22 protein-coding genes are annotated in these 24,807 nt (G+C 38.4%); 5 read left to right on the forward strand and 17 right to left on the reverse strand.

Annotated features, from left to right (window positions below):
* Positions 1-116 precede the first annotated feature (116 nt).
* From mdh to citZ, 3 genes are all read right to left on the reverse strand, one after another.
* Positions 117-1,055 carry a malate dehydrogenase gene (gene mdh, locus NSQ77_RS01105; RefSeq protein ID WP_339228364.1) on the reverse strand — a complete coding sequence of 313 codons (939 nt, stop codon included), beginning with the start codon at positions 1,053-1,055 and terminating at the stop codon, positions 117-119.
* A 191-nt stretch (positions 1,056-1,246) separates the two neighbouring features.
* Entirely contained in the window at positions 1,247-2,521 is a 1,275-nt protein-coding gene (gene icd, locus NSQ77_RS01110; RefSeq protein WP_339228365.1) for an NADP-dependent isocitrate dehydrogenase, read from the reverse strand.
* 68 nt (positions 2,522-2,589) lie between these two features.
* Positions 2,590-3,711: a citrate synthase gene (gene citZ / locus NSQ77_RS01115; RefSeq protein ID WP_339228366.1), complete on the reverse strand. Its 1,122-nt coding sequence runs from the start codon at positions 3,709-3,711 to the stop codon at positions 2,590-2,592.
* A 388-nt stretch (positions 3,712-4,099) separates the two neighbouring features.
* Here citZ and ytvI point away from each other — a divergent pair, with 388 nt between their 5' ends.
* On the forward strand, positions 4,100-5,206 hold the full coding sequence (ytvI, locus tag NSQ77_RS01120; RefSeq protein ID WP_339228367.1) for a sporulation integral membrane protein YtvI: 1,107 nt from the start codon (positions 4,100-4,102) through the stop codon (positions 5,204-5,206).
* A gap of 7 nt (positions 5,207-5,213) precedes the next feature.
* Here ytvI and NSQ77_RS01125 read toward each other — a convergent pair whose 3' ends face one another.
* From NSQ77_RS01125 to dnaE, 8 genes are all read right to left on the reverse strand, one after another.
* Complete coding sequence (locus NSQ77_RS01125; RefSeq protein ID WP_339228368.1) at positions 5,214-5,600, reverse strand: FxsA family protein; 387 nt, start codon at positions 5,598-5,600, stop codon at positions 5,214-5,216.
* A gap of 125 nt (positions 5,601-5,725) precedes the next feature.
* The gene (pyk, locus tag NSQ77_RS01130) at positions 5,726-7,486 is read right to left on the reverse strand and encodes a pyruvate kinase (RefSeq protein WP_339228369.1); all 1,761 of its coding nucleotides are present in this window, start codon (positions 7,484-7,486) and stop codon (positions 5,726-5,728) included.
* 70 nt (positions 7,487-7,556) lie between these two features.
* Positions 7,557-8,516 carry a 6-phosphofructokinase gene (gene pfkA / locus NSQ77_RS01135; RefSeq protein WP_339228370.1) on the reverse strand — a complete coding sequence of 320 codons (960 nt, stop codon included), beginning with the start codon at positions 8,514-8,516 and terminating at the stop codon, positions 7,557-7,559.
* Positions 8,517-8,716: 200 nt separating this feature from the next.
* A complete protein-coding gene (accA, locus tag NSQ77_RS01140) occupies positions 8,717-9,673 on the reverse strand; it encodes an acetyl-CoA carboxylase carboxyl transferase subunit alpha (protein ID WP_339228371.1) in 957 nt (318 codons plus the stop codon).
* Position 9,674: 1 nt separating this feature from the next.
* Positions 9,675-10,529: an acetyl-CoA carboxylase, carboxyltransferase subunit beta gene (gene accD / locus NSQ77_RS01145; protein WP_339228372.1), complete on the reverse strand. Its 855-nt coding sequence runs from the start codon at positions 10,527-10,529 to the stop codon at positions 9,675-9,677.
* A gap of 131 nt (positions 10,530-10,660) precedes the next feature.
* Complete coding sequence (locus tag NSQ77_RS01150) at positions 10,661-11,275, reverse strand: GntR family transcriptional regulator (RefSeq protein ID WP_339228373.1); 615 nt, start codon at positions 11,273-11,275, stop codon at positions 10,661-10,663.
* Positions 11,276-11,303: 28 nt separating this feature from the next.
* Positions 11,304-12,539, reverse strand: coding sequence for a malic enzyme-like NAD(P)-binding protein (locus NSQ77_RS01155; RefSeq protein WP_339228374.1), 1,236 nt, complete (start codon positions 12,537-12,539; stop codon positions 11,304-11,306).
* 321 nt (positions 12,540-12,860) lie between these two features.
* A complete protein-coding gene (gene dnaE, locus NSQ77_RS01160; protein WP_339228375.1) occupies positions 12,861-16,202 on the reverse strand; it encodes a DNA polymerase III subunit alpha in 3,342 nt (1,113 codons plus the stop codon).
* Between the two features lie 138 nt (positions 16,203-16,340).
* On the opposite strand from dnaE, the gene NSQ77_RS01165 reads away from it, so the two are divergent.
* The 3 genes from NSQ77_RS01165 (at position 16,341) to NSQ77_RS01175 (ending at position 17,483) form a co-directional block, all read left to right on the forward strand.
* Entirely contained in the window at positions 16,341-16,673 is a 333-nt protein-coding gene (locus tag NSQ77_RS01165) for a YtrH family sporulation protein (RefSeq protein WP_339228376.1), read from the forward strand.
* Complete coding sequence (ytrI, locus tag NSQ77_RS01170) at positions 16,673-17,176, forward strand: sporulation membrane protein YtrI (protein ID WP_339228377.1); 504 nt, start codon at positions 16,673-16,675, stop codon at positions 17,174-17,176. Before NSQ77_RS01165 ends, ytrI begins: the two co-directional genes overlap by 1 nt.
* Positions 17,177-17,285: 109 nt before the next feature.
* Positions 17,286-17,483: a hypothetical protein gene (locus NSQ77_RS01175; RefSeq protein WP_339228378.1), complete on the forward strand. Its 198-nt coding sequence runs from the start codon at positions 17,286-17,288 to the stop codon at positions 17,481-17,483.
* A gap of 40 nt (positions 17,484-17,523) precedes the next feature.
* Here the strand turns inward: NSQ77_RS01175 and NSQ77_RS01180 are convergent, their stop codons facing one another.
* The gene (locus NSQ77_RS01180; RefSeq protein ID WP_339228379.1) at positions 17,524-18,468 is read right to left on the reverse strand and encodes a bifunctional oligoribonuclease/PAP phosphatase NrnA; all 945 of its coding nucleotides are present in this window, start codon (positions 18,466-18,468) and stop codon (positions 17,524-17,526) included.
* A 111-nt stretch (positions 18,469-18,579) separates the two neighbouring features.
* Between NSQ77_RS01180 and NSQ77_RS01185 the strand changes: the two genes are divergently transcribed.
* The gene (locus tag NSQ77_RS01185) at positions 18,580-18,876 is read left to right on the forward strand and encodes a YtpI family protein (RefSeq protein ID WP_339228380.1); all 297 of its coding nucleotides are present in this window, start codon (positions 18,580-18,582) and stop codon (positions 18,874-18,876) included.
* 58 nt (positions 18,877-18,934) lie between these two features.
* On the opposite strand, the gene NSQ77_RS01190 is transcribed toward NSQ77_RS01185, so the two are convergent.
* The 5 genes from NSQ77_RS01190 to NSQ77_RS01210 all read right to left on the reverse strand — a co-directional run bounded on the left by NSQ77_RS01190 (position 18,935) and on the right by NSQ77_RS01210 (position 24,770).
* Positions 18,935-20,242: a DRTGG domain-containing protein gene (locus NSQ77_RS01190; protein ID WP_339228381.1), complete on the reverse strand. Its 1,308-nt coding sequence runs from the start codon at positions 20,240-20,242 to the stop codon at positions 18,935-18,937.
* A 71-nt stretch (positions 20,243-20,313) separates the two neighbouring features.
* Entirely contained in the window at positions 20,314-20,541 is a 228-nt protein-coding gene (locus tag NSQ77_RS01195) for a hypothetical protein (protein WP_339228382.1), read from the reverse strand.
* 212 nt (positions 20,542-20,753) lie between these two features.
* A complete protein-coding gene (locus NSQ77_RS01200; protein ID WP_339228383.1) occupies positions 20,754-22,607 on the reverse strand; it encodes an LTA synthase family protein in 1,854 nt (617 codons plus the stop codon).
* The gene (locus NSQ77_RS01205) at positions 22,579-24,213 is read right to left on the reverse strand and encodes an aminotransferase class V-fold PLP-dependent enzyme (RefSeq protein ID WP_339228384.1); all 1,635 of its coding nucleotides are present in this window, start codon (positions 24,211-24,213) and stop codon (positions 22,579-22,581) included. Before NSQ77_RS01205 ends, NSQ77_RS01200 begins: the two co-directional genes overlap by 29 nt.
* Positions 24,210-24,770 (reverse strand): glycerol-3-phosphate acyltransferase, encoded by a 561-nt coding sequence (locus NSQ77_RS01210; RefSeq protein ID WP_339228385.1) that lies wholly within the window; start codon positions 24,768-24,770, stop codon positions 24,210-24,212. The genes NSQ77_RS01205 and NSQ77_RS01210 overlap by 4 nt, the downstream gene beginning before the upstream one ends.
* Between the last annotated feature and the right edge of the window lie 37 nt (positions 24,771-24,807).

Genomic DNA, 24,807 nt, shown 5'->3' on the forward strand with positions numbered 1-24,807 from the left:
GTATACGCATAATCCATAATTGCACATTGTTCAGAGTTTCTTTCAATTACGACAATCAAAACGCAGAAAAAGCTCAGGCTATATGATAGTAACCAGAGCTTTTCTATAAATATTGTTTAGTTTAGTACACCAAGTACGTTTTTAACCGAATCGGCTGATTTATCTAGCGCTGCTTTTTCTTCTGCTGTTAGGTCTAATTCAATTATCTTTTCAAGACCTTTTCCACCTAAAATTGTAGGTACGCCAAGGTAGATATCCTTATAGCCGTATTCTCCTTCTAAATAAGCAATTGCGGGAAGCACGCGACGCTGATCTTTTAAGATTGCTTCTGCCATAACAGTTAATGAAGCTGCTGGTGCGTAGTACGCACTTCCGTTTCCTAACAAGTTGACAATTTCTCCGCCGCCCGTACGAGTGCGTTGTACAATTTCATCCAAACGTTCCTTTGAAATTAAATTTTCAAGTGGAATACCACCAGCGTAGGAATAACGAATTAGCGGAACCATATCATCACCATGTCCACCAAGCACAAAACCAGTTACGTCTTTAACAGAAAGATTTAATTCTTCTGCAACAAAAGTCCGGAAACGTGCAGTATCGAGTACACCGGATTGTCCAATAACACGCTCTTTCGGTAAACCAGATTCTTTAAATACCGTATATGTCATCGCATCAACTGGGTTTGTTAATACAATAATGGTCGTATCCGGGGAATATTTTACAATATCCTTTGCTACAGCTTTCATGATTTTTGCATTGGTATTTACAAGATCATCACGACTCATCCCTGGCTTACGTGCAATACCTGCAGTGATAATAACCAAATCAGAGTCTTTTGTATCCTCATAATTGGAAGTACCGATAATTTTCGCATCAAATCCTTGAACTGGCGCTGCCTCTGCCATATCAAGTGCCTTCCCCTTTGTTGGGTCTTCCATATTAGGAATGTCTACCAGGACAACATCACCAAGCTCTTTTTGAGCGATCATTAATGCTGTTGTTGCACCGGTAAAGCCAGATCCGATAACTGAAATCTTTTTTCTTTGTAAACCCATCTTAAATATCCCCTTTATAGTAGATTAACAGATTTCAAATAGATAATTTTGACAACATGGTTCATTACAATTGGCGAATGAGGACTTTTAAGTCCCCATTCGCCACTAGTACGCCGCGTACAGCCTCAGTCCCCGGCTGCTGGCAAGACTTCCTTTACCTCATGATCCTAAGAACTGGGACGCAGTGCGTGTTATTTAGACATATTTTTGATTAATTCTTTACCAAATTCGGAGCATTTAACTTCGGTAGCTCCATCCATTAGACGTGCAAAGTCATATGTCACAACTTTAGAAGCAATCGTTTTATCCATTGAATTTGTAATTAAATCAGCTGCTTCTCTCCAGCCAAGATGCTCAAGCATCAATACTGCTGAAAGAATAACAGATGAAGGATTTACTTTATCTAATCCTGCATATTTAGGAGCAGTGCCGTGTGTTGCTTCGAAAATCGCATGTCCGGTATTATAGTTTATGTTTGCTCCTGGTGCAATACCGATTCCTCCAACTTGTGCTGCAAGCGCATCAGAAATATAATCACCATTTAAGTTCATGGTTGCAACAACATCAAACTCTTTAGGGCGAGTTAAGATCTGTTGAAGGAATATATCTGCAATAGCATCTTTAACAAGAATTTTACCTTCGGCGATTGCATCATCCTGTGCTTTATTTGCAGCATCTTTTCCTTCTGCTTCCACAATGCGATCGTATTCAGCCCACGTAAATACTTTATCACCGAACTCTTTTTCAGCTACTTCATAGCCCCAGTTCTTAAATGCGCCTTCTGTAAATTTCATGATGTTACCTTTATGTACTAAAGTAACACTTTTACGTCCTTCAGTTAATGCATATTCAATTGCAGAACGAACTAGACGTTTTGTGCCTTCTTCTGAAACTGGCTTAATTCCAATTCCAGACGTTTCAGGGAAGCGAACCTTGTTTACACCCATTTCATTCTTTAAAAATTCGATAACCTTTTTCACTTCGTCGGAACCTTTTTGCCACTCAATTCCAGCATAAATGTCTTCCGTATTCTCACGGAATATAACCATATCTACATCTTCTGGACGCTTAACTGGTGATGGTACACCTTCAAAGTAACGTACCGGTCGAAGGCATGTATATAAATCAAGCTCTTGACGAAGTGCAACGTTTAATGAACGTATTCCTCCACCAATCGGAGTTGTTAACGGGCCTTTAATTGCAATTTTATATTCATTAATTTTATCTAATGTATCCTGTGGTAGCCATTCACCAGTCTTATCGAAGGCTTTTTGACCAGCATATACTTCCAGCCAATCAATTTTTTTCTCGCCATTATAAGCTTTTTCTACTGCAGCTTCGATAACCTCGCTTGCTGCTGCCCAGATATCAGGACCAGTACCGTCTCCTTCAATGAAAGGAATGATTGGGTTGTTAGGGACATTCATTTTCCCATTTTCTACGATAATTTTTTCACCTTGTGCCATAAAAAAACCTCCTAAATATATTCAATAAGAATAGCTGGATTACCCAGCTATATTCTTAATCGTAATTGTTAGCCACGCTTGCTTAATTCAACATAATCCTGCAAGTCAGGACCAATATACTCAGCGCGCGGGCGGATCAGACGATTATTATCGTACTGTTCTAAAATGTGTGCAAGCCAGCCGGATGTACGGCTTACTGCAAAAATTGGTGTGAATAGGTCATGGTCAATACCTAAGCTATGATACACAGATGCGCTGTAGAAATCTACATTCGCTGGAAGACCTTTATTTTCTTTTATATAATCTTCAATTTTTATAGACATGTTGTACCATTTCTCTTGCTTGGTCAATGTCGTTAATTGCTTGGACATTTCTTTTAAATGTTTTGCACGTGGATCGCCATTGCGATATACACGGTGTCCCATACCCATAATTTTTTCTTTGTTTGCTAATTTTTTTTCAATATATGGAATGGCATTTTCCTCTTCGCCAATTTCCGTTAGCATCTTCATTACATTTTCATTCGCACCGCCGTGCAATGGACCTTTTAAGGCACCGATTGCAGCAGTAATACCGGAGTAAATATCAGAAAGTGTTGCAACACATACTCTTGCCGTAAACGTGGAAGCATTCAGCTCATGGTCTGCGTGCAGTACGAGCGCCTTGTTAATCGCTTCTATCTCAATAGCCTCTGCCTCTTTGCCATTAAGCATATACAGGAAATTCTCTGCATAACCAAGGTTTGTTTTCGGCTTCACCGGTTCTTGACCATTGCGGATTCTTGAAAAAGCGGCAACAATTGATGCAATTTTAGCTTGAATGCGAATAGCTTTACGCTTATTTACCTCTGGTTCCATTACATCTGCTTCATCATCATATAATCCAAGTAAAGAAACAGCAGTACGCAATGCTGCCATCGGGTGGACAGTTGATAAATCATAAGAACGCAAATGATCAATAATCCCCTCAGGAATTTCCATATTTTCAGCTAGTTCCTGCTTCACTTCTTCCAGCTCTGTCTTTGTCGGAAGCTTCAGATTCCAAAGTAAATAAATGACCTCTTCAAAGCTTGAATGTTCAGCTAAGTCATCAATTCGGTAGCCAACATATGATAGCTGGTCATCTATAATGGAACTGATGGACGATTGAGTTGCGACAATACCTTCTAACCCCTTTGTAGATGTTGTCATATTAAACCCTCTCCTTTTTTTAAATTGATTGCAGCATTTTATACAAATGTACAATTCTAACGACAATAATAACCATCATCAGAATCTCGTTATGGTAATAGCAGACTCACCCCAGTATATATATCTACTATTTGAATAAAGTATTCTATTATTGTCCAGCCCAAATCTATTATAAAGTATTATGACTAGAAAGTGAATTGAAACCGTTTAACATTTTAAATTTTTAACTGCTTTCTTGCGATACTTATCGGTATTTTGTCGTTAATTAATTTTTTTCTTTCTCATTTCGAAAATGCATGTCTAATTTAACATTATTTATCATATGTAACTATAGTACGGGCTTTCAACTATTTGCAATTTCTAGTCGCTATATTGGGGGAGCTTTCCAATGCAAAAATTTATTCTACTGCAACTGATACGATTTTTGATTGTACTCGGTGCTCTATTTACAGTCTACCTTATTTTGATGCATGGTTTCAAATTTATCTATCCAATAATGATTACTTGTATTCTGTCTTTATTCATTCATCCAATTGTCGTTTCTATTGAGTCGACGCTAAAGCTTCCAAGACCACTTGCCATTCTTGTTGTTATGCTCGGTTTATTGCTGTTATTTATCGGGGTCGTATTACTAATTATTACAGAGGTCTATCAAGGAACGGCTTATTTAGCTGTGCAGATCCCAAATCATATCCAGACATTTGTTTCGTTTTTTGAATCCTTTTTCAATACGAATATTCTTCCACTCTATGAAAAAATCATTTCTTTTTTTCATTCTCTTGATGCAGAACAGCAAACAACGATACAAGATTATATACGTTCCATAACAGCCTTAATTACTTCAACAGGTACGAACATGCTGCAAAATAGTTTAACTAAAATACCTGAATTCCTGGCGGTTGTTCCTGGTTCATTAACGACGATGGCGTTTATTCTGTTAGCTACATTTATGATGACTAATGATTTAGAAAACATTAAACGAATCTCTTCAAACTTGTTGCCAGGCACAGCCAGACAGTCCACTCAAGATTTTTTTCATCATGTTAAGCTTGCGATTACTGGTTATTTACGGGCGCAGCTATTACTTATCTTAATTTCTGCCTGTATAATTCTTAGTGGGCTCATGGTTCTTCGTGTAGAACATGCTTTAACCATTGCACTTATAGCTGCTGCTGTTGATTTAATTCCTTATCTAGGAACAGGTATCATTTTCATTCCATGGATCATTTACTTATACGCTGTATCTGACTATTCCTTAACAATTGGGATCGCCGTGCTTTATATGATCGTTATTATTTCAAGGCAAATTCTTGAACCGAAAATCCTTTCTTCAAGTATTGGAATTCACCCACTAATCGTCTTAACAACGATGTTTTTCGGAATTCAGCTATGGGGAATTGCAGGACTTTTTGTCGCACCAATGATCACGGTTTTAGGAAACGCGATCTACCAAGCAGGTATTTTTAAAACATTATGGAACTTTATTAGAGGATAAATTTTTATCATTTCCGATAAATAACGGTTCCATTGCTTGCCATTTTTAACATAAGCTTTCGAAACCCATTTTTAAATAGCTTTCTTGTGAACGGAAGCACTAAAATAAGCCCGACTGTATCAGTAATGAACCCTGGGGCTAATAAAAATACTGATCCAATCAAAATGCAAAGACCATCCATCAGTTCTTCAGTTGGTGCCTGCCCCTTGCTTATTCGCAGCTGAGCTCGCTTCCATGTATCCATTCCTTGGCGTTTAGCAAGGAGGATCCCTAAAGCACCGGTCAGGATTATAATGCTTACGACCCACCATGGACCAACCATGCCGCCGATCCAGATAAACACGCCGATTTCCATCGCAGGTACAAATAGTAATAGGAGGAATAACCAACGCATATAGAACTCTCCCTTCAAGCTTATTTTATCATGAATTTATAAACGATGTGTAGAACTTAGAAAAACAGAAGCTGACATTTATGCCAGCTTCTGTTTCAAATATTAAAAATAAGGATATTTATACTTTAAAGTACACTTGCATGACCTCTATAAATATCACCTTTTGCACCATCTACTGTTATATCAGTGCCTTCCTCAAGAACGGTAAAGACGTCTTTCACGCCAACAATCACTGGAATACCAAGACTTAAACCAACAACTGCAGCATGTGAGGTTAAGCCGCCTTCTTCTGTAATAATGGCAGCAGCTTTTTCAATTGCTGGCATCATTTCCCGCTCCGTACCATACGTAACAAGTATATCTCCTTCTTCTACTTTTGATAGAGCTTCCTCATTTGACTTTGCAAATACAACTCTGCCATACGCTGAACGTTTGCCGATACCTTGTCCTTTAGCAATTACATCACCAATGACATGAACTTTTAAGAGGTTTGTAGTGCCACTTTCACCTACTGGAACGCCAGCTGTTATAATAACCCTACCACCACGTTTACACATGTTTGTGCTTAGCGCTTTATCAATTGCAACATCCAGCATTTCATCTGTCGTGTTTGTTTGATTAGCAATCACTGGATGTACACCCCAAACAAGTGAAAGCTGACGTGTAACGTGTGCAGCAAATGTTACAGCTAAAATAGAAGCCTTTGGACGATATTTGGATATCATTCTAGCTGTATGTCCACTTTCAGTTGGTGTAATGATTGTATCAACATCCAAATTCATCGCCGTATGTGTTACTGATTGACTAATTGCTTCTGTAATTGTCATATCTACATTTTTAGAACGTTCATTTAAAATAGATTTATGCTCTAATGCCGATTCTGCCTTTAATGCAATATTACTCATTGTTTGCACGGATTCAACAGGATAGGCTCCCGCAGCCGTTTCTCCTGAAAGCATGATTGCATCCGTGCCATCAAAAATCGCATTCGCTACGTCGGATGCTTCTGCGCGTGTCGGGCGTGGGTTTCTTTGCATCGAATCAAGCATTTGTGTTGCTGTTATAACCGGCTTCCCTGCATTATTACATTTTTTAATAAGCTCTTTTTGTACAAGCGGTACGTCCTCTGCGGGAATTTCTACTCCAAGGTCTCCACGAGCAACCATCAGCCCTTCACTAACCTCTAAAATGCTGTTGATATTGTCAACACCTTCTTGATTCTCGATTTTAGGGATAATTTGAATATGGGAACCATTGTTTTTTTCTAAAACTTCTTTAATTTCGAGGACATCTGATGCACGACGTACAAATGAAGCAGCGATGAAATCAATACCTTGCTCAATCCCGAATAGAATATCAGCCGTATCCTTATCCGTGATTCCAGGCAGATTAACCGAAACATTTGGTACGTTCACACCTTTTTTATTTTTAATAATACCCGAATTCAATGCTTTTGTTACAATCTCACCAGCATTTGTATTCACTTCGATAACTTCCAGCTCGATTAAACCGTCATCAAGCAAAATTTTCGAACCCGGATGTACATCATTTACTAACCCATCATACGTAACTGAAAACTTTTCAGCAGTACCTTCCACCTCATGCATCGAAATAACGACTGTATTTCCTTGTTCAAGATCTGCATAGCCTTCTTTAAAATTTCCTGTTCTTATCTCTGGGCCTTTAGTATCCAGCAAAATTGCAACAGTTCTATTTTTATTTTCGGCAGCTTCTCTTATGTTTCGAATTCGAGCCCCATGCTCTTCGAAATCACCGTGGGAAAAGTTAAGTCTAGCTACGTTCATTCCTGCATCGATTAACCTTTCCAATGTTTCTACTGACTCAGAAGCAGGTCCAATCGTACAAACGATTTTCGTATTTCTCATTAATCTTCTTCCTCCCTGATCGTTATACATAGTTTATAAAAAACAATGATTTTAACTTAGGACTTCCTAGTTAAATGGATAGCTCTTTCGAAAGGTTGTACATTTCTTCATTAATTGTATGGTTTTTTGAAAAGATTTCATCGAACGGGTAGCTCACCAAATTATTATTTTGGATCCCGACCATCTTGCCACCTTGGTTATCCATAAGTAATTCAACTGCTTTAGCACCTAACCTGCTTGCAAGTACACGGTCTGTTGCCGTCGGAGTACCTCCACGCTGAATATATCCCAGCACGGTAACACGGGTTTCAAGTTGAGTTGTTTCCTGGATACGCTCTCCAAATTCAATACCACTGCCAACACCTTCAGCCATAAGTATAATGCTATGCTTCTTACCGCGGTCATGTCCTCGTTTTAATCGATCGACAATCTCTTCGAAGTCTTCTTTCTTCTCTGGAATCAAAATGCTTTCTGCACCACCAGCTAGACCAGCCCACAATGCTAAATCACCAGCATCTCTTCCCATTACTTCAATGATATACGTACGCTCATGTGATGTTGCAGTATCACGCACTTTATCAACTGCTTCGATGATTGTATTCAGCGATGTATCAAAACCAATAGTAAAGTCTGTACCAGAAATATCATTATCAATCGTTCCAGGTACACCTATGCACGGAAAACCTTTCTCCGTTAATTTTTGAGCACCACGGAAGCTTCCATCGCCACCGATAACGATTAGACCTTCAATACCAAACTTCTTTAATTGTTCAATCCCTCGCATCTGTCCTTCTTCAGTCTTAAATTCTTCACTGCGAGCGGAGAATAAAATAGTACCACCACGTTGAATAATATCTCCGACCGAACCTAATGTCATTTGCTCTATATTACCTTCCATGAGACCTTGATATCCATTTTTAATCCCATATACTTCTAAATCATGATAAATCGCTTTTCTGACTACAGCACGGATTGCAGCGTTCATGCCTGGAGCATCCCCGCCACTTGTCAACACTCCTATTTTCTTCATGTTTAGTTCACCTCAAGTCGAAACGATATTTACTATATAACTGTACTATACCCTTTAAAGATAAATAAAAACAGCACAAATAGCAATTAATATCTTGTTTATTAAAGAGAATTTATATTTTTATAACCACAATAAGAGACTGATACTATAAAATATCAGCCTCAACTAATACAGTTTATAAGTGAATGATCCAGCACATTCTAAAGCTCTTCAAATTCACCCATTTGCTTATATTTTTCCCATCTTTTCTCGGTTAATTCATCTCCAGATAATGCAGAAAGATTTTCTAAGGATTGCTTTAATACCTCATCCATATAAGCTGCTTGCTGATCCAAGTTACGATGTGCACCGCCTTTTGGCTCTGGTATTACATGTTCAACAATGCCTAGTTTTTTCAAGTCATAGGATGTTATTTTCATTGTTTCGGCAGCACGCTGAGCAAGAGTTGCATCCTTCCATAATAGTGCAGCAGCTCCTTCAGGTGAAATAACTGAATATGTTGAGTTCTCAAGCATTAAAATACGGTCGCCAACACCAAGTGCAAGCGCTCCCCCGCTTCCGCCTTCACCGATAACGATACAAACGATTGGTACTGTTATACCAGCCATTTCCATTAGGTTTTTCGCAATAGCTTCACTTTGCCCGCGTTCTTCAGCAGCTTTGCCTGGATAAGCACCTTTCGTATCAATAAAGCAAATAATTGGACGATTAAATTTCTCCGCTTGCTTCATATGTCGTAATGCTTTTCTATATCCTTCTGGATGCGGCATTCCAAAATTTCTGCGGATATTTTCCTTCGTATCTTTGCCGCGCTGATGTCCAATAACGGTTACTGGTGTTTCATTATAATAGGCAATTCCAGCTACAATCGCCTCATCATCTCCAAAAAAGCGATCGCCATGAAATTCGATAAAATCAGTGAATAGTTTATCAATGTAGTCCAATGTGGTTGGCCGCATCGGATGACGAGCCATTTGCACACGATCCCATGGCTTCAAATTGCCATAAATATCATTCTCTAAAATAGCAAGCCTTTTTTCCAGCGTCTCAATTTCCGCTGTTAAATCAATATCGCTATTCGCTGTGAATTTTTTCAATTCATTTATTTTTTCTCTTAAATTGACAATTGGTTTTTCAAATTCAAGTATTTGATTCACTTTATTTCACTTCCCTTTTGTGCATTGCAACCAGCTTGGAAAGCAATTCTTTCATCTCATGACGGTGGATTACTTTATCCAATTGACCATGCTTTAATTGAAACTCTGCAGTTTGGAAATCATCCGGCAGTTTTTCACGGATTGTCTGTTCAATGATTCTTCTCCCAGCAAAGCCAATTAATGCGCCAGGTTCAGCGAAATTATAATCTCCAATGGAAGCAAAGCTTGCAGATACGCCACCAGTAGTAGGGTGTGTCATTACAGAAATCATTAATCCGCCTGCATCACTGAACCGTTTAATAGCAATCGACGTTTTAGCCATTTGCATTAAACTAAGCATGCCTTCTTGCATCCGGGCACCACCAGAAGCAGTGAAAATGATAAAAGGTATCGATTCCTCTTTTGCATTTTCAATAGCACGTGCAATTTTTTCGCCCATTGCAGACCCGAGACTCCCCATACGGAAACTGGAATCCATCACAGCGAAAGCAACAGCATTATCAGCAATCATACCTTTACCAGTGACTACTCCTTCATTTAGAGCCGTTTTTTCTCGGTCCTTTGCTATCTTTACTTCATAACCTGGAAAATCGAGTGGGTTCCCTGAAGTTAAACCCTTGTCCCATTCATGGAAAGTGCCTTCATCAAATAAACTGTCAATCCGTTCCCAGGCAGTCATTGGGTGATGATAGCCGCAATTCGGACAAACATTCAAGGACTTTTTCATTTCTTTTCGATAATATATTTTATTACAACCATGACATTTTTGCATAAGTCCCTCTGGAACATCAATTTTTGATTGTTCACTTGGAATGGTTGCATATTTTCTTCTCTTGCCAAAAAAATCTTTAAGCAAGGTTATTCCCCCTTCACAACTCACATCAACATAAACGTATGTACCTTCTTAAATGCATTTTATTTATCATAACGGTTTCCAGTTAAAAAAAGTGTCAAAAACAGTCGAGAGAAAAAATTCCCCTCAACTGTTCAACTGAACCTGGCTTGAAATAATGGATCAATGGATTGATAATCCCCTTCAGTGTACGTTTTGAGTAAAGCATCATAAAAAGCCTCCTCAAAATGGTATACACTCACAGCATATGAAAATTCATCCATTAACGACCATATTTTCATTAACAATAGATTCTCCGTTTTTTCAAATAAATATTTAAAAAAAGCACGATGTTTTGTAAGTGGATCACTACAATTTGCTTCAAGTATTGCTTTCAGTTCTTCGATGTCGAATTCACTGATTCGGCTGAAGGCCAACTTTGCTGCTTCCTTCTCCATAATTTGTTTGGTATAGGTCAAATCATCTTTTATATTATTTTGTCTTAAAATAAAAGAAGATAGTAACTCTACCGTTTGAAAGGAGCGGTATTCTCTTAAGTAGGTGCCTTCGCCATGTCTCGTTTCAACAAGACCAATTAGTTCCAATGCTCGTAACGCTTCCCTGACAGATGACCTGCCAGCTTTCAGTCTTTCAGAAAGCTCTCGTTCAGATGGAAGCTTATCCCCAGGATTTAGATTATTTTTTTCAATATATCGTTGTAATTCCCTAATTACTTCCTGATATACCTTTTGTTTGATTGAAAAGGACAAAAATAACACTCCACTCCTAGGAACCTATTTACTTTTCAGCTCCGGTTAATCTTCGCGTTTTCTCAGCTACTTCTTTTGGGTCCACTTTAATTCGAGCAACACCTGAATCCATTGCAGCCTTTGCAACATCTGCTGCAACTAATGGTGCAACGCGCGTATCGAATGGTGACGGAATCACATAATCCTCAGTGATTTCATTCTCTTCAATCAGGGATGCAATTGCATTTGCAGCAGCAACCTTCATTCGTTCATTAATTCGTGTTGCCCGCACATCTAAAGCACCCCGAAAAATACCAGGGAATGCAAGCACATTATTAACCTGGTTTGGGAAATCCGATCTGCCAGTACCAACAACACGAGCACCCGCTTCTTTTGCATCCTCAGGCAAAATTTCCGGATCAGGATTAGCCATCGCAAAAATGATGGCATCTCTATTCATTTTCGAAACCATTTCCTTCGTCAATGCGCCGCCAACAGATACACCAATAAAGACGTCAGCACCCTCTAGAACTTCTTCCAGAGACCCTTCTACTTTATTTATATTTGTAAATTTGGCAACCCTATCTTTAACACTATTCATGCCATAAGTTCTACCTTCAAAAATAGCACCTTTTGAGTCACACATAATCATGTCCCTTACACCAAAGCTCTCTAACAGACGTATAATTGCAATTCCTGCAGCACCTGCGCCATTCGCAACTACTTTAATTTCAGAGAATTCCTTCCCAACAAGCTTCAATGCGTTGATTAGGCCAGCAACTGTTACGATAGCTGTTCCATGCTGGTCGTCATGGAAAATCGGGATATTTGTTTCGTCTTTTAAGCGTTCCTCAATAATAAAGCAATTTGGCGCTGCAATATCTTCTAAATTAACACCACCAAAAGTTGGCTCTAACAACTTTACAGTTTGGACAATTTGATCTACATCATTTGTTGCGAGACATATTGGAAATGCATCAACTCCTGCAAATCCTTTAAATAATACAGCTTTTCCTTCCATCACTGGCATCGCAGCTTCAGCTCCAATATTACCTAAGCCTAACACCGCTGATCCATCACTTACAACGGCAACCATATTGCCTTTCATCGTATAATCATATACTTGCTCTTTACTTTCGTAAATTTCTTTACATGGCTCTGCCACGCCAGGAGAATATGCTAAACTTAAATCTGCTGCATTATTAACAGAAACCTTCGATTGAATCTCCAATTTCCCTTGCTTTACCCTATGCATATGTAACGCTTCATCTCTCAAGCTTGCCATTTTTAATTACTCTCTCCTTTTGATGTAGAAATTGTATTATATCCTCTGTATGTCTTGTTGTATGATATATCAAACAATGGGGACCAGCTTAAAATATATTAGTATAATTGCTGTCAATAAGCTTGCTGGATTTTGTTTGAGTTATAGTGGTCAGACCACCAATAACTCCTCTATTATAACAGATGCATTTCACCTGTAAAGTGATAGCTTATCACACAGACCCCCGCATCTCTTGATACACCTGAAACCACTAAGCAATGGAAAGGGACTGTACAGATCCCGATATCCAGCACACATCTTATTACAAAACACAGTTCAGCTTCACCCTTCCCAATTTTGCAAAACAACATTTTCATTACCAAAATATCGGTTTAGCGTATTTAAGCAGTTTTTGCTTGGATAAAGGCAATAGGATTCTGCTAGCCTGTAAGATTGTTTATTTCGATTATCGTATAGTATGACCGATGCACCACCAGGATAACGTTCCACTGTCTTTTCTATGATTTCCAATGCTTGTTGATTAGTCATGCTCTCCACTTTAATAAATAGGCGTTGTTCCTGGTGCTTGAATACTTCTTTTTGAAAGGGCCTGGCAGAATCGATTACGAATTGCAGCTTCTTATTTCTAGACTCTACCTTTCCTTCCAGACTAACCATCATCTCCTCCTGCAGAAAAGAAGCTGTCTCTCGAAATACATCGGGAAAAATAACAGCTTCCATTTCTGTCTGTTCATCATCAATCGTCAGAAATGCCATTTTATCTCCCCGCCTTGTGCGAATGACTCGAATCGCTTGAATGATTACCGTAACACTTAATTTTCGCTTCCCAATCATATTAGCAGCTTGTCCAAGTGATACATGACCATTGGTCCGAAGCTGCTTCCGATATTCTTTTAAAGGGTGACTTGAGATATACATTCCAAGAAGCTCTTTTTCATCTGCTAATTTCTTAACTTGACTAAAATCATCGATTTCCACATATGTTGCATCAAGCTCGATTTGATCCTGAAATAAGCTCGATCCGCTTAAAAATTCTTTAAAAAGCTCCCCTTGCTCCATCGCCTGTTCAATTGAGGCAAGCAAGCTTGCACGATTCGAATACGTTTCATCAAAGGCGCCGACCATGATCAGATTTTCGATTGTTTTTCGATTTACAAGCTTTGGTGAGGTACGAAGGCAAAAATCAAATAAATTTTTAAATGGACCTGCTTTTCGAGCACGAATAATTTCGCCAATTGCTTGATTGCCTAAAGATTTAATCGAAGTAAGTCCCATACGAACACTTTTTTTCTCCACGCTGTATTTGCCAAAGCTACGATTAATATTAGGCGGTAGTATTTCAAGTCCAAGCGCTTTTAATTCCTGCATGTATTGATTCAGCTTATCGTATTGACTCCGCGAAGCACTTAATAATTCTGCAAAGAAGCTGGCAGGATAATGTGCTTTTAAAAAGGCGAGCTGATAGGAAATTTTACTATATGCGACTGCATGACTCCTCGGAAATCCATAATTTGAAAATTTAACGATCCAGCCAAAAATTTCTTCTGCAACATCTTGATTATAGCCATTGGTTAGACAACCTTGTATAAAAGCTTCTTTTTGAGCATCCATGACATCCTGCTTCTTTTTACTTACCGCGCGACGCAGCATATCTGCTTCACCAAATGTAAACCCTGCAATTTGATTGGCTATCTGCATAATTTGCTCTTGATAAACAAGCACACCAAATGTGTGGGCAAGAATGGGCTTTAAATCAGGATGCGGGTAGCTCACTTCTTCTTTTCCATGTTTTCGTGCTATATATACCGGAATAAAATCCATTGGACCTGGACGGTATAGGGCATTGACAGCTACAATATCTTCAAAATTGCTAGGAATAAGTTCAGTAAGAACCTGTTTCATTCCTTGTGATTCCAGCTGAAACACTCCATTCGTTTGCCCTTTTCGTAATAATGCATAGGTACTGGGATCGTTTTCCGGGATTGCATCCAATGCAATTGCTCTCTCACCAGTATAGCTTACTGATTGGATAACCTTCTCTATTAAAGTTAAATTCCGCAGACCTAGGAAATCCATTTTTAATAAACCAATTGCTTCTAAATCATTCATCGGAAATTGCGTAAGATGTGTATCGTTAGCACCTATTGTTAATGGTACGTGTTCTATTAGCGGTTTCTCACTAATAACCACACCTGCTGCATGAGTAGATATATGGCGCGGCAGCCCTTCAAGCTTAACAGCTACTGCAAATAAAAGTTTTAATTTAGGAGATGTTTTAACATAACGATACAATTCTTCTGATCCCTTGATAAGCTCTGGAATTCGCTTCGTTGACTGCATCGGGATTTCTCTTAATATAAAGCTAGCATCCTGCGTGTCAACATCCATCGTTTTTATTAATTCCCGGATTAACGACCTAGCAGCAAACGTACCAAATGTAATGATTTGCGCAACATGCTCGGAACCGTATTTTTCCCGAACATATGCGATAACCTCGTCGCGCCTTGCATCTGAAAAATCGACATCAATATCCGGCATTGTTCGTCTTTCCGGATTAAGGAAACGTTCAAATAAAAGACCGTACTCTATTGGATCAACATCTGTAATACTTAGTATGTAAGCAACAATCGAACCTGCAGAGGATCCTCTCCCCGGCCCTACAACAATCTGATTTGCTTTTGCATAGCTAATAAAGTCGGCTACAATCAGAAAATAATCACTGAACTTCATTGACTGAATCACATGGAGCTCATAGGATAGCCGCTCTTTAATTGCATCAGTTACAGCAGGGTATCTTTCCCCCACTTTTTCCCAGCATAATTTTTCTAAGTAGTTATCTGCACTTGTTTCTTCTGGCACAGGAAAAGATGGCAAAAGACGTTGTTCAAAGTCAATCGTAACATTACATGTACTTGCAATGGACGTTGTCTCAGCAAGCAGTTCTGGCCATATCGAACCGAACGAAGCCTCCATCTCGGTCTCAGAACAAAGATGTCTATTTTTAATTGATGGATCCGTAATTTTCATTCCCCACTGATTCCCATGTTTCATTGCTTGGAGACAATCAAAAGCAATAGCATCCTTTTCTTCAAGATAAATAACATCGTTAATCGCCGTAACCGGAATATTATGTTCTTGATGAAATGCTTTTACAAATGCAAAAATCTCTGTGTCCTTCTCCTGCAAGCCAAGATAAAAGTCACCTTTAGCAAATATTGCTTGCCATTGAGTTAAATAGCCTGCAATATCTGTATGTGTTTGATGCTGAAACATTTGTGTGATTTTCTCATTACAGACTGGCACAATACAGACCAATAATCCAGCTGCTTGTTTTAAAACATCTAATCCGATAATGGACTCTTTCTGTATTGCTGTACTAAGTTTGATTAATTGCCGATATCCAGCATTATTTTTCGCTAATAAGATGCATGTAATGACTTCTTCATTATTGTCCAATAGACGTACAGTCATTCCAATAATCGGTTTTATTCCATAGCTCTTACATGCGCGATAGAATGGAATGGCTCCATACAGCACCTCGTTATCTGTTAATGCAAGCGCATTAAAATTCAATTTATGTGCCCGTTCGACCAATTTAGGAATCGTGATTGTACTATCCATCAAACTAAAGCCGCTTTTAACTTGTAAATGTGTGTATGACATACTATCCCGCCTTTTCATTCTAATTTCATTATAACAACCTAATTCGAACGTGCATACGCTTTTGCATTTTTTCTTTGCATAACTCGTACAAGGCATTCATAAAATGTATAAACTATGCCTCAGGAAGGAGTGCATAATATGGAAGAACGGTTTTTTGCTGCATTTATTTCGTGTTTTTTTATTGCTCTCGGTGTAATTATTGGCGGTTCATTTATCGGAAGTATCGGTGATTTCGCAACAGGGGATGCCCCTCTGACGTCGATGGGCCGAATTGCTGATCGTTTGCGAATTTGGGCTATTGTTGCTGCTATTGGAGGCACCTTTGATGCGATTGCAAATTTTGAAAAGGGATTAACCGATGGGTCCACAATCGATTTCGTTAAGCAGGTTTTACTTATTCTATCTGCTATGGGCGGCGTGAAAACAGGAATCATCATTATTGATTGGTTTCTGCAAAAGGAGACTCCTTAATGCATATTCCACCATATCATAAAAAGCCTTCTTGGCAGCTTTTTTTTACAGGGGCATTTGTTGGCGGGATTATTGCATACTTCATTCTTATTTATATGTACGGTACAATGTACGAGGAGTTATTAGGGGAAAACCTTGAACTCACATCACAAGTAAATGATCTGACGGAACAAAATCAAGCACTGTTAAAAGATAAGGAAGACTTAAGCGAAAAATCCGATGAACCATTAACCGTGAAATCCATCACTGTTACGATTGTTGAAGGAGAAAGACTAAAGCTGGACCGTCTCATTGAACACCAGCTGGAAGAGATGGTTAAAGAACAAATTAGTCATATAATCGGACAAGAAATTGAGATTATTAATAAAAGCGATCGATTGCTTCAGTCAACCATTGAAAATAAAGAGTTTACAGTTGATGATTTCACATACTATTTCGAAGTGAAAAAGTTAACAATTACTTCAGACTTAAAAATCGATGTAATTCCTCAATTATCAAATTAGTTTGTATTTTTCGTGACACATCAATAAATGGAATAGATTTCGTTGGGCATTTATCATAGAATAGTAATGAAAGCAGTTACACTCCACATATTGAAGGGAGTAGATATCCATGTCGCCTATAGATCTCAGACGAATACGTGATGAAAAAATGAATCAATTGCGAAAAGGACAAAATGCATATGCAGAATCGGAAGAACTTGTTCGTTTAATGAAACGAGCAATTGAAAAAGAAAAACTACCTGTCCAATGTGACGCAACGAGCTCTGGCTATTGGTTCATCCCATTATCTTCGAGTAAAACGAGCTAAACTGGAGGCTGTCAGCAATGTCAGCCTCCATGCAAACTTATCAAACATATGCAATACAAGCGGACTCCAGTTCATTTACCAGCTTGTCTGCTTCTTCCCATGAATAAATTGTTGCACCAGATGCTAATGGATGGCCTCCACCGTTATATTTCGCAGCAATTTCGTTAATTACCGGACCCTTCGAGCGCAATCTGACACGAATTTGATCCTCCTCTTCAATGAAAAACACCCAAGCCTTTATTCCTTGAATGTTACTTAATATATTCACAAGCTGTCCCGATTCCTCGGGGGAAACATGAAATTTTTTTAAAATTTCTTTCGTCAGCCTGATTGTACAAAGTCCCGATATCAAAAGCTCAAACTCTTGCAGTACATATCCCTGCAGTCTTGAAATATTATCCTCCACACTATACAATTCCGCATATAATGCTGATCTGTCAAAATCATAGGTTACCAATTCAGCAACATATTGAAATGTTTTTTTCGTTGTGTTTGGGAACATAAACCTTCCCGTATCACCAACAATGCCTGCATACAATAATCGTGCAGCTTCATTATTTATTCTAAACCCTTCTTCCTTGCCCTGTTCATAAAGATCAAAAATCATTTCACTTACAGAGCTGGCAGTTGTATTAACCATACTTAGATCACCATACTCATCAACATTTGGATGATGATCTATTTTAATAAGCTGCTTACCCATCATATAACGCTGATCATCAATCCGTGGTCTGTTAGCTGTATCACATACGATGACGAGCGCGTTTTCATAGTCACTATCGCGAATATTATCCATTCTAGCTAAAAATGTTAATGTAGGTTCTTCTTCACCTACCACATAAACACGCTTGTTGGGAAAGGAGTGTTTGATGATTTCTTTCAAACCAGCCTGAGATCCTAGCGCATCTGGGTCTGGTCTGACGTGTCGATGAATAATAATCGTATCATTTTCTTTAATTGCCTTAATAATCTGTTTCCAATTCATATTATTGCTCCTATTCCTGTTAGTGTTGTTTGATTTCTCTAGATTTATTTATAAAAACAAGTTACAATTTAAGACATACATATACTTTAAAAACCCATTAGGAGAGATACCATGTTTATTTTCCCTGCCATCATTGTGGTAGCAGCAGTTCTTTTTATCTATTATAAAGTTGCTATTCTTAAAAGCAAAGATGAACTCGTTCAACGTTATTTTAACGCAAAAGCACGTATATGTCTTGGTACATTTGTTTTAGTGTTTGGAATTAATCAATATATTTTCTATAAAACACAGCTATCCTTATTTATAGGAATTGTTTTTGTGATCCTTGGTGGACTTCAGTTTTACAGAGGCTCCATGGAGGCAAAACATTACCGCAGTGAATGGCGTCGTTTGAATCCCAGCGAATAAAATAACTATATTATATAAAAATGAAAAAATCGGCTATTTTGGCCGATTTCTTTTTTCATTAACGATTAATGAGCTGTGCCATAATTAATCCTTTTCCCACTAAGTTCCGCTCATTATATACTTCAACATCAATTTTGGCATAAAGGCGTCCAACATCTAATAATTGTGGTTTGATCACTAGTTTACTATCAATTTGAACGGGCTTGCTGAAGTAAACCGTAATATTTTCAATCGTTACATCTGCTTTCTTCACTTTCTTTAGCAGGCGGCTGCTTGCTTCCGTAATTAATGTTGTAAATACGCCATTAGATAGTGTACCTAACTGATTTGTCATTTGCGGGATAACCATCGATTCGAAGACATTATCATCATCCTCAGTTGTTTCTAGATTTCTAGAAACGATATCATCGATAGTCTCACCAACCTGTGGCTGGCGCTGTATTTGCTGCATTGCTTTTAGTACATCCTGCCGCGACACAACACCCTGAAGCTGGTACGACTGATTCACAACAGGTATGAGCTCAATCCCCTCCCATACCATCGTATGTGCTACAGAGGCGAGCGAAGTTTTACTCAGAACTACTTGTGGTTTCTTGCTCATTACACGATCAATAACAATGCTTCTGTCCTTTCCGACTATATCCTTTGAAGAGACCATCCCAATAACTTGCATTTTATCATCTACAACTGGAAATCTTGTGTGTGAGGATAAACTATTCAGCTTGTACCAGGATTCAATTGTATCTTTTGAACGTAAATAATGAGATTCTTCAAATGGTGTGGCGATATCCCCTACGAAAATAATTTCCTTCTTGATCAATTGGTCATAAATTGCTCGATTAATCATAGCTGCAACCGTAAAGGTATCATAACTTGTTGAAATAATCGGCATTTCTTTATCATCTGCTAGTTTCTTAATATAGTCTTCTGTATCAAATCCACCTGTAATTAATACAGCTGCCCCAGCGTTTAAAGCTAGTTCATGTGCTTTAATACGATTTCCTACAATCAACAGTGAATCTGCTTGCGTATAGCGCATCATCGCTTCCAGTTCCATGGCACCGATTACAAATTTACTTAATGTTTTATATAATCCATCATGACCACCCAGGACTTGTCCATCAATGATATTAACAACTTCAGCGAAGGTAAGACGATCAAAGTTTTCTTTTTTCTTCCGTTCAATTCTAATTGTTCCTACACGTTCAATCGTACTTACAAGCCCTTGGTTTTCCGCTTCTTTAATCGCACGATATGCAGTTCCATCACTTACATTTAAATCTTTCGCTATTTGGCGTACTGAGATTTTGCTACCCACCGACAACGAAATAATATGTTGAATAATCTGCTCATGTTTAGTTGTCATTTTATTTCACCAGCTTTCAACTGTACTATATCACTTATAATAATTTATTATACAGTTGAAAGAAAAGAAACTCAATAATTATCACGTATACGGTCGTTATATTGTTCCTGTTCCATAACTGGAGGGGTTGTCATTTGTAAAAGTGTAGCTAAATTTGCACCAATAACTAAGAGCAGAAATGACAACCACCCTCCCCAGAAAATTAACTCTGTATTACTGGAAGCAGACGGAATTACCGGCCAAGCAATGTATAGAAAGAAAGCCGCTAACAGCAGTCTGAGTATTGCATAGTGTCGCATGGTATCTCCCCCTTTTATTTTGTATTAGTTTATGTGAAAAGGGGGAGATTAAGAACCGGGGATAGCAATGATGGATTTTGGTTTCAGCACGATTTCATGATAACAACAGCTTCACCAAATATCTTATAATGACTCAGCATTAATATATGGGCTAATCCTATCAGAACAATCCGCATTTAACGAAGCTAAATTGTATTTTTCACAATATATCCCTAACTTTCCTCCCCGGCATGCGGAATAAACCGAAATAAATCCCCAAATATAATATTATCTGACTGCTCCAGTTCTTCACGCGCTGTTTTCAAATAGAACGAGCAGTTTTTATTGCTTACTTTCTTTTCAGAAACTCTCTCATAACAAACATTATTTGTATATGCATAACTTTCTGTGATCATATCCCCATTCCTGAAAGTAACTGGCATGTCTGCAGCCCTTGTAAACAAATTGCGGCTGAAGGATATCCGATTTTCAGCAGGAACACCAAGCAGGTGAAGTAGTGTTGCTCGAATATCAATTTCACCACCATTTACCTCAATTATTTCCCCCTGTTGACCCGGTACATGAATGACGACTGGTATCTGCTGCAGTTCCAAATGATTAAGTGGTGTATTATCCTGCCCAAGCAATTCATGGACACCAGCTTCATATTTTTTCGAAATACCATAATGATCGCCGTAGATCACGAAAATTGCATCTTCATATAAACCTTCTTCTTTAATCATCTCAAAAAAGCGCTCCAATGCACTGTCCTGGTACCTGACTGTAGCAACATACCGATTCACAACATCAACTTCTGTTTCAGGTGTCTCAATCAACTGATCCTCCTCCTCCAAAAGAAAAGGGAAATGATTCGTTAATGTGATGAATTTCGCCAAATATGGCTTAGGTAATGAGATGAAATCTTCCATCGACTGTTCAAAAAAAGCAATATCCTTTATCCCATAATTTATCGAGTTTTCCTTAGTTACGTCATAGTTTTCTTTGGCAAAAAAATGCTCATAGCCAAAATTATCATAAATTTGTTTCCGATTCCAAAAGTCGGCATCGTTCCCATGAAAGGTGTATGCTTTATAACCAGAATGATCCTTCAGAATATTAGGCAGTGATTCAAATTCATTTTCCGGACGGCGCACAAAAACGGACCCACTTGGAAGCGGATATAATCCAGTATCAATCATAAACTCTGCATCAGACGTCTTCCCTTGAGCAGTCTGGTCATAAATATTGGAGAAATAAAAGCTGTCCTGGATAAGATTGTTCAAAAATGGTGTAATTTCTTCCCCATTTACTTTTTCATTTACAACAAAATTCTGTGTGGATTCCATACTAATCATGATGACATTTTTTCCTTCTGCTATTCCAAAAAGTTCATTTTCCTTATTTTCTTCCTTCTTGAGATAACTGTTTACCGCATCCGCATCAGCCTCATCAGAAAAAGCCTTTTCAATCGGTGCCATTGCTCCAAAGATCATATTGACTACCTGATAATTATATAATCCAAGCGATTGAACAAGACCTTCCCTATCATACGCCGTTTTGAATAAATATTGATTTTGCATCATGCCAATAATAATGGTAAGAACAATTATTCCAATGCTGGCAAGTCCGTATTTTCTTTTGTTTGGCATGTTAATTTGTCTTTTTCTTTTCGAAAATAATACAAACGCAACCACGAAAATGTCAATAAACAATAAAATATCAAACGGAGAAAACAGTTCCAACGTACTAGCACCAAGTCCGCCAACATTATTTAATTGCAACAAAACAGAAACCGTTACAAAATCAATGTAAAAACGATAATAAAGTAAATTTGCATACAAAAGTCCTGTGATCAGAATATAAATAACCATTAAACCTAACGGGTGAACTCTTTTGCTGAATAGAAAACTGAATCCGATGAACAGCATGAGTGTTCCAACAGGACTGACGAACAGTAGAATGATATCCAGCCAGGACATGAACGACAGACTAAAACCAAACACCATGACAAGGACTGTTTTCAGCCACAGAAAAATGATTGTTGATGCTATTATATGATTAGACAATAATATTTTTATTTTGTGCATGACGATAGCCCTTTTCTTTAGAAAAATAACCAAATTGCTGCTTAATAATTTCAATAGCTTTCCAAACTTTTGCGGGTTCTTGTTTTCCCATTAAAGCTATCTGGAACCAATTTCTTTTTACTAGATAACTGCTTTCATAGCTTACGTGTACACCAAGTGTTTTTAACTGATCGCCAAAATCCTTTGATGCCATATTCTCTGGCAAGCTTACTGTTATGATTCCAGGTGAATATTCCCTCCCTCGAAGTACTGTCATACCTGAAGCTTTGAAAACACGGCAAATCTCCATAGCCAATTCCTCGCTTACTGGCTCGAGATTACGTAATGCTGCCTGTAACGCAGCAAGTCCATTGGATGAATGCGTGAAAGGTACACTTGCTGAAGCCTGATAAGTGCCAATATCCAAAATAGCCGGGATCTGTTTATTCGGAAAGATTTCCTCCTGGTGAAAAAGAATAGCAAGTCCAGGGTAAGACCCCAGCCCCTTCCCACTGACAGTGCTCGCCATATAAACCTCACTGAAGTCAACGGGAAAAATGCCAACTGTACTGCATGCATCCAGACAAAGTTTTACATGATGTTTTTTACAGATTTCCTGCAAGTCTTTGAGGGGATATACATATCCAGTAGACGTATCACAATGAACTGTCCAAAGCCAATGAATATCAGGGCTTCGCTCTAATACATTTTCAATTTCCTCCAGTTTAATAGCAGTATTCCATTCCTTTGTTATTCGCTCAAAAGAAAGTCCCCATCTGACTCCATGATCAATTAACCTTTCCCCGAATTCCCCATTGGCCAATATCAGCCCCCTTGAGCGGGTGTTGGACAAATGTGCTGCAATCATTTCATTTGCTAGTGTTCCTGTACCCACTGCTATCTCGACATGCTTAGCATTAGTGAGCTGACAAAGTCCTTGTTGCACGTCATTCATAACCTTTTTAAAACTAGCAGAACGATGAGAAATTGCTGGCTTACCCCACGCTTTTTTCACATTTTCAGAAATTCCTACAGGGCCAGGGAGAAAATTGTGATAGAAGTTTTTCTCTTCCCTATGAATAAGTCTTTCGAAAAGCCTGGATGCTAATTCAAAGTTCTTTTTTGTTAAATACATGGGCTGATAGGGAGCTTTTTCTGTACCGACAAGTGGACCAAATGCTTCAAAGCCGATATGCCTGTACAGTTTTGTTTGCCTTGTTGTTCCGGAGATTAAAGCCATGTTATATCCTTTTTCAAGACAATAGGATACAAGCTTTTCACATAACCCATAAAAAATACGTCCACCACGAAAAGCCGGTTTTATCGAAAGCAGTCTAATCTCACAGGGTATCGCTTTTTCAGGCAAATAGGTGTCAAGGTGGTCAAGCTTTTGATCAAGTGAAAAAGGTCGATTTCCTCTAACAGCAATCATCCCAATGATCTCATTATTTTTTTTGGCAATAATATATGTATTCTCGTCATTAAAACGGTCGACTAATTTCTTTTCATTATTTGCATTATGCTGTGGAATTTCCTCCACAAACGTTTCATAATTCAGCTGATGAATTTGCTCTATTTCATCAGCATGCTCTGCAATTTTATATAAAGTCGGTGTTGGTTGTCTCATCTCGGATCCCCTTTTCTGTGTAGAAGTAAAACGATAATCAGCATCATAAAAAATATTCCAGCAAGTATATATTCTGAAATGATTAACAATGTGATTGGAATAATGGCAAGGGCAGCTAGACCGGCTATTGTAAAGCTTCTTTTTAGAAACAAGCCTATTAATAAGATTACTCCGGCTGCAATCAATGTCAAAGGTGTAAGCACGAGAGCTGCCGCTAAATAGACAACGACGCCCTTACCACCACGAAATTGTAGCTGTACTGGCCAGATATGTCCAATTAAAACAGCTAAAGCTACACAACCCAATAAGAAACCGCTGACAGTAAACACATAACCGGCTATGAGTAGTGGGATAATTGTTTTTAAAGCATCTATAATTACCGTATAAATAAAAGCACTCCGCCCCAATACCCTTCCTGCATTTCTAGCTCCGGCATTTTTGCTGCCAAGTTTTCTAATATCCTGACTAGAAGCTAGCTTACCCACATAGTACGCTCCATTCACACAACCGAATAAATAAGACAGGAATATCAATATAAAAGTAAACAGAGGTTTCACCCCTTACTTTCCAGAATTCATACTATTTGCTATTTTA

Source organism: Oceanobacillus sp. FSL K6-2867, from assembly GCF_037963145.1.
Lineage (GTDB): Bacteria > Bacillota > Bacilli > Bacillales > Amphibacillaceae > Oceanobacillus.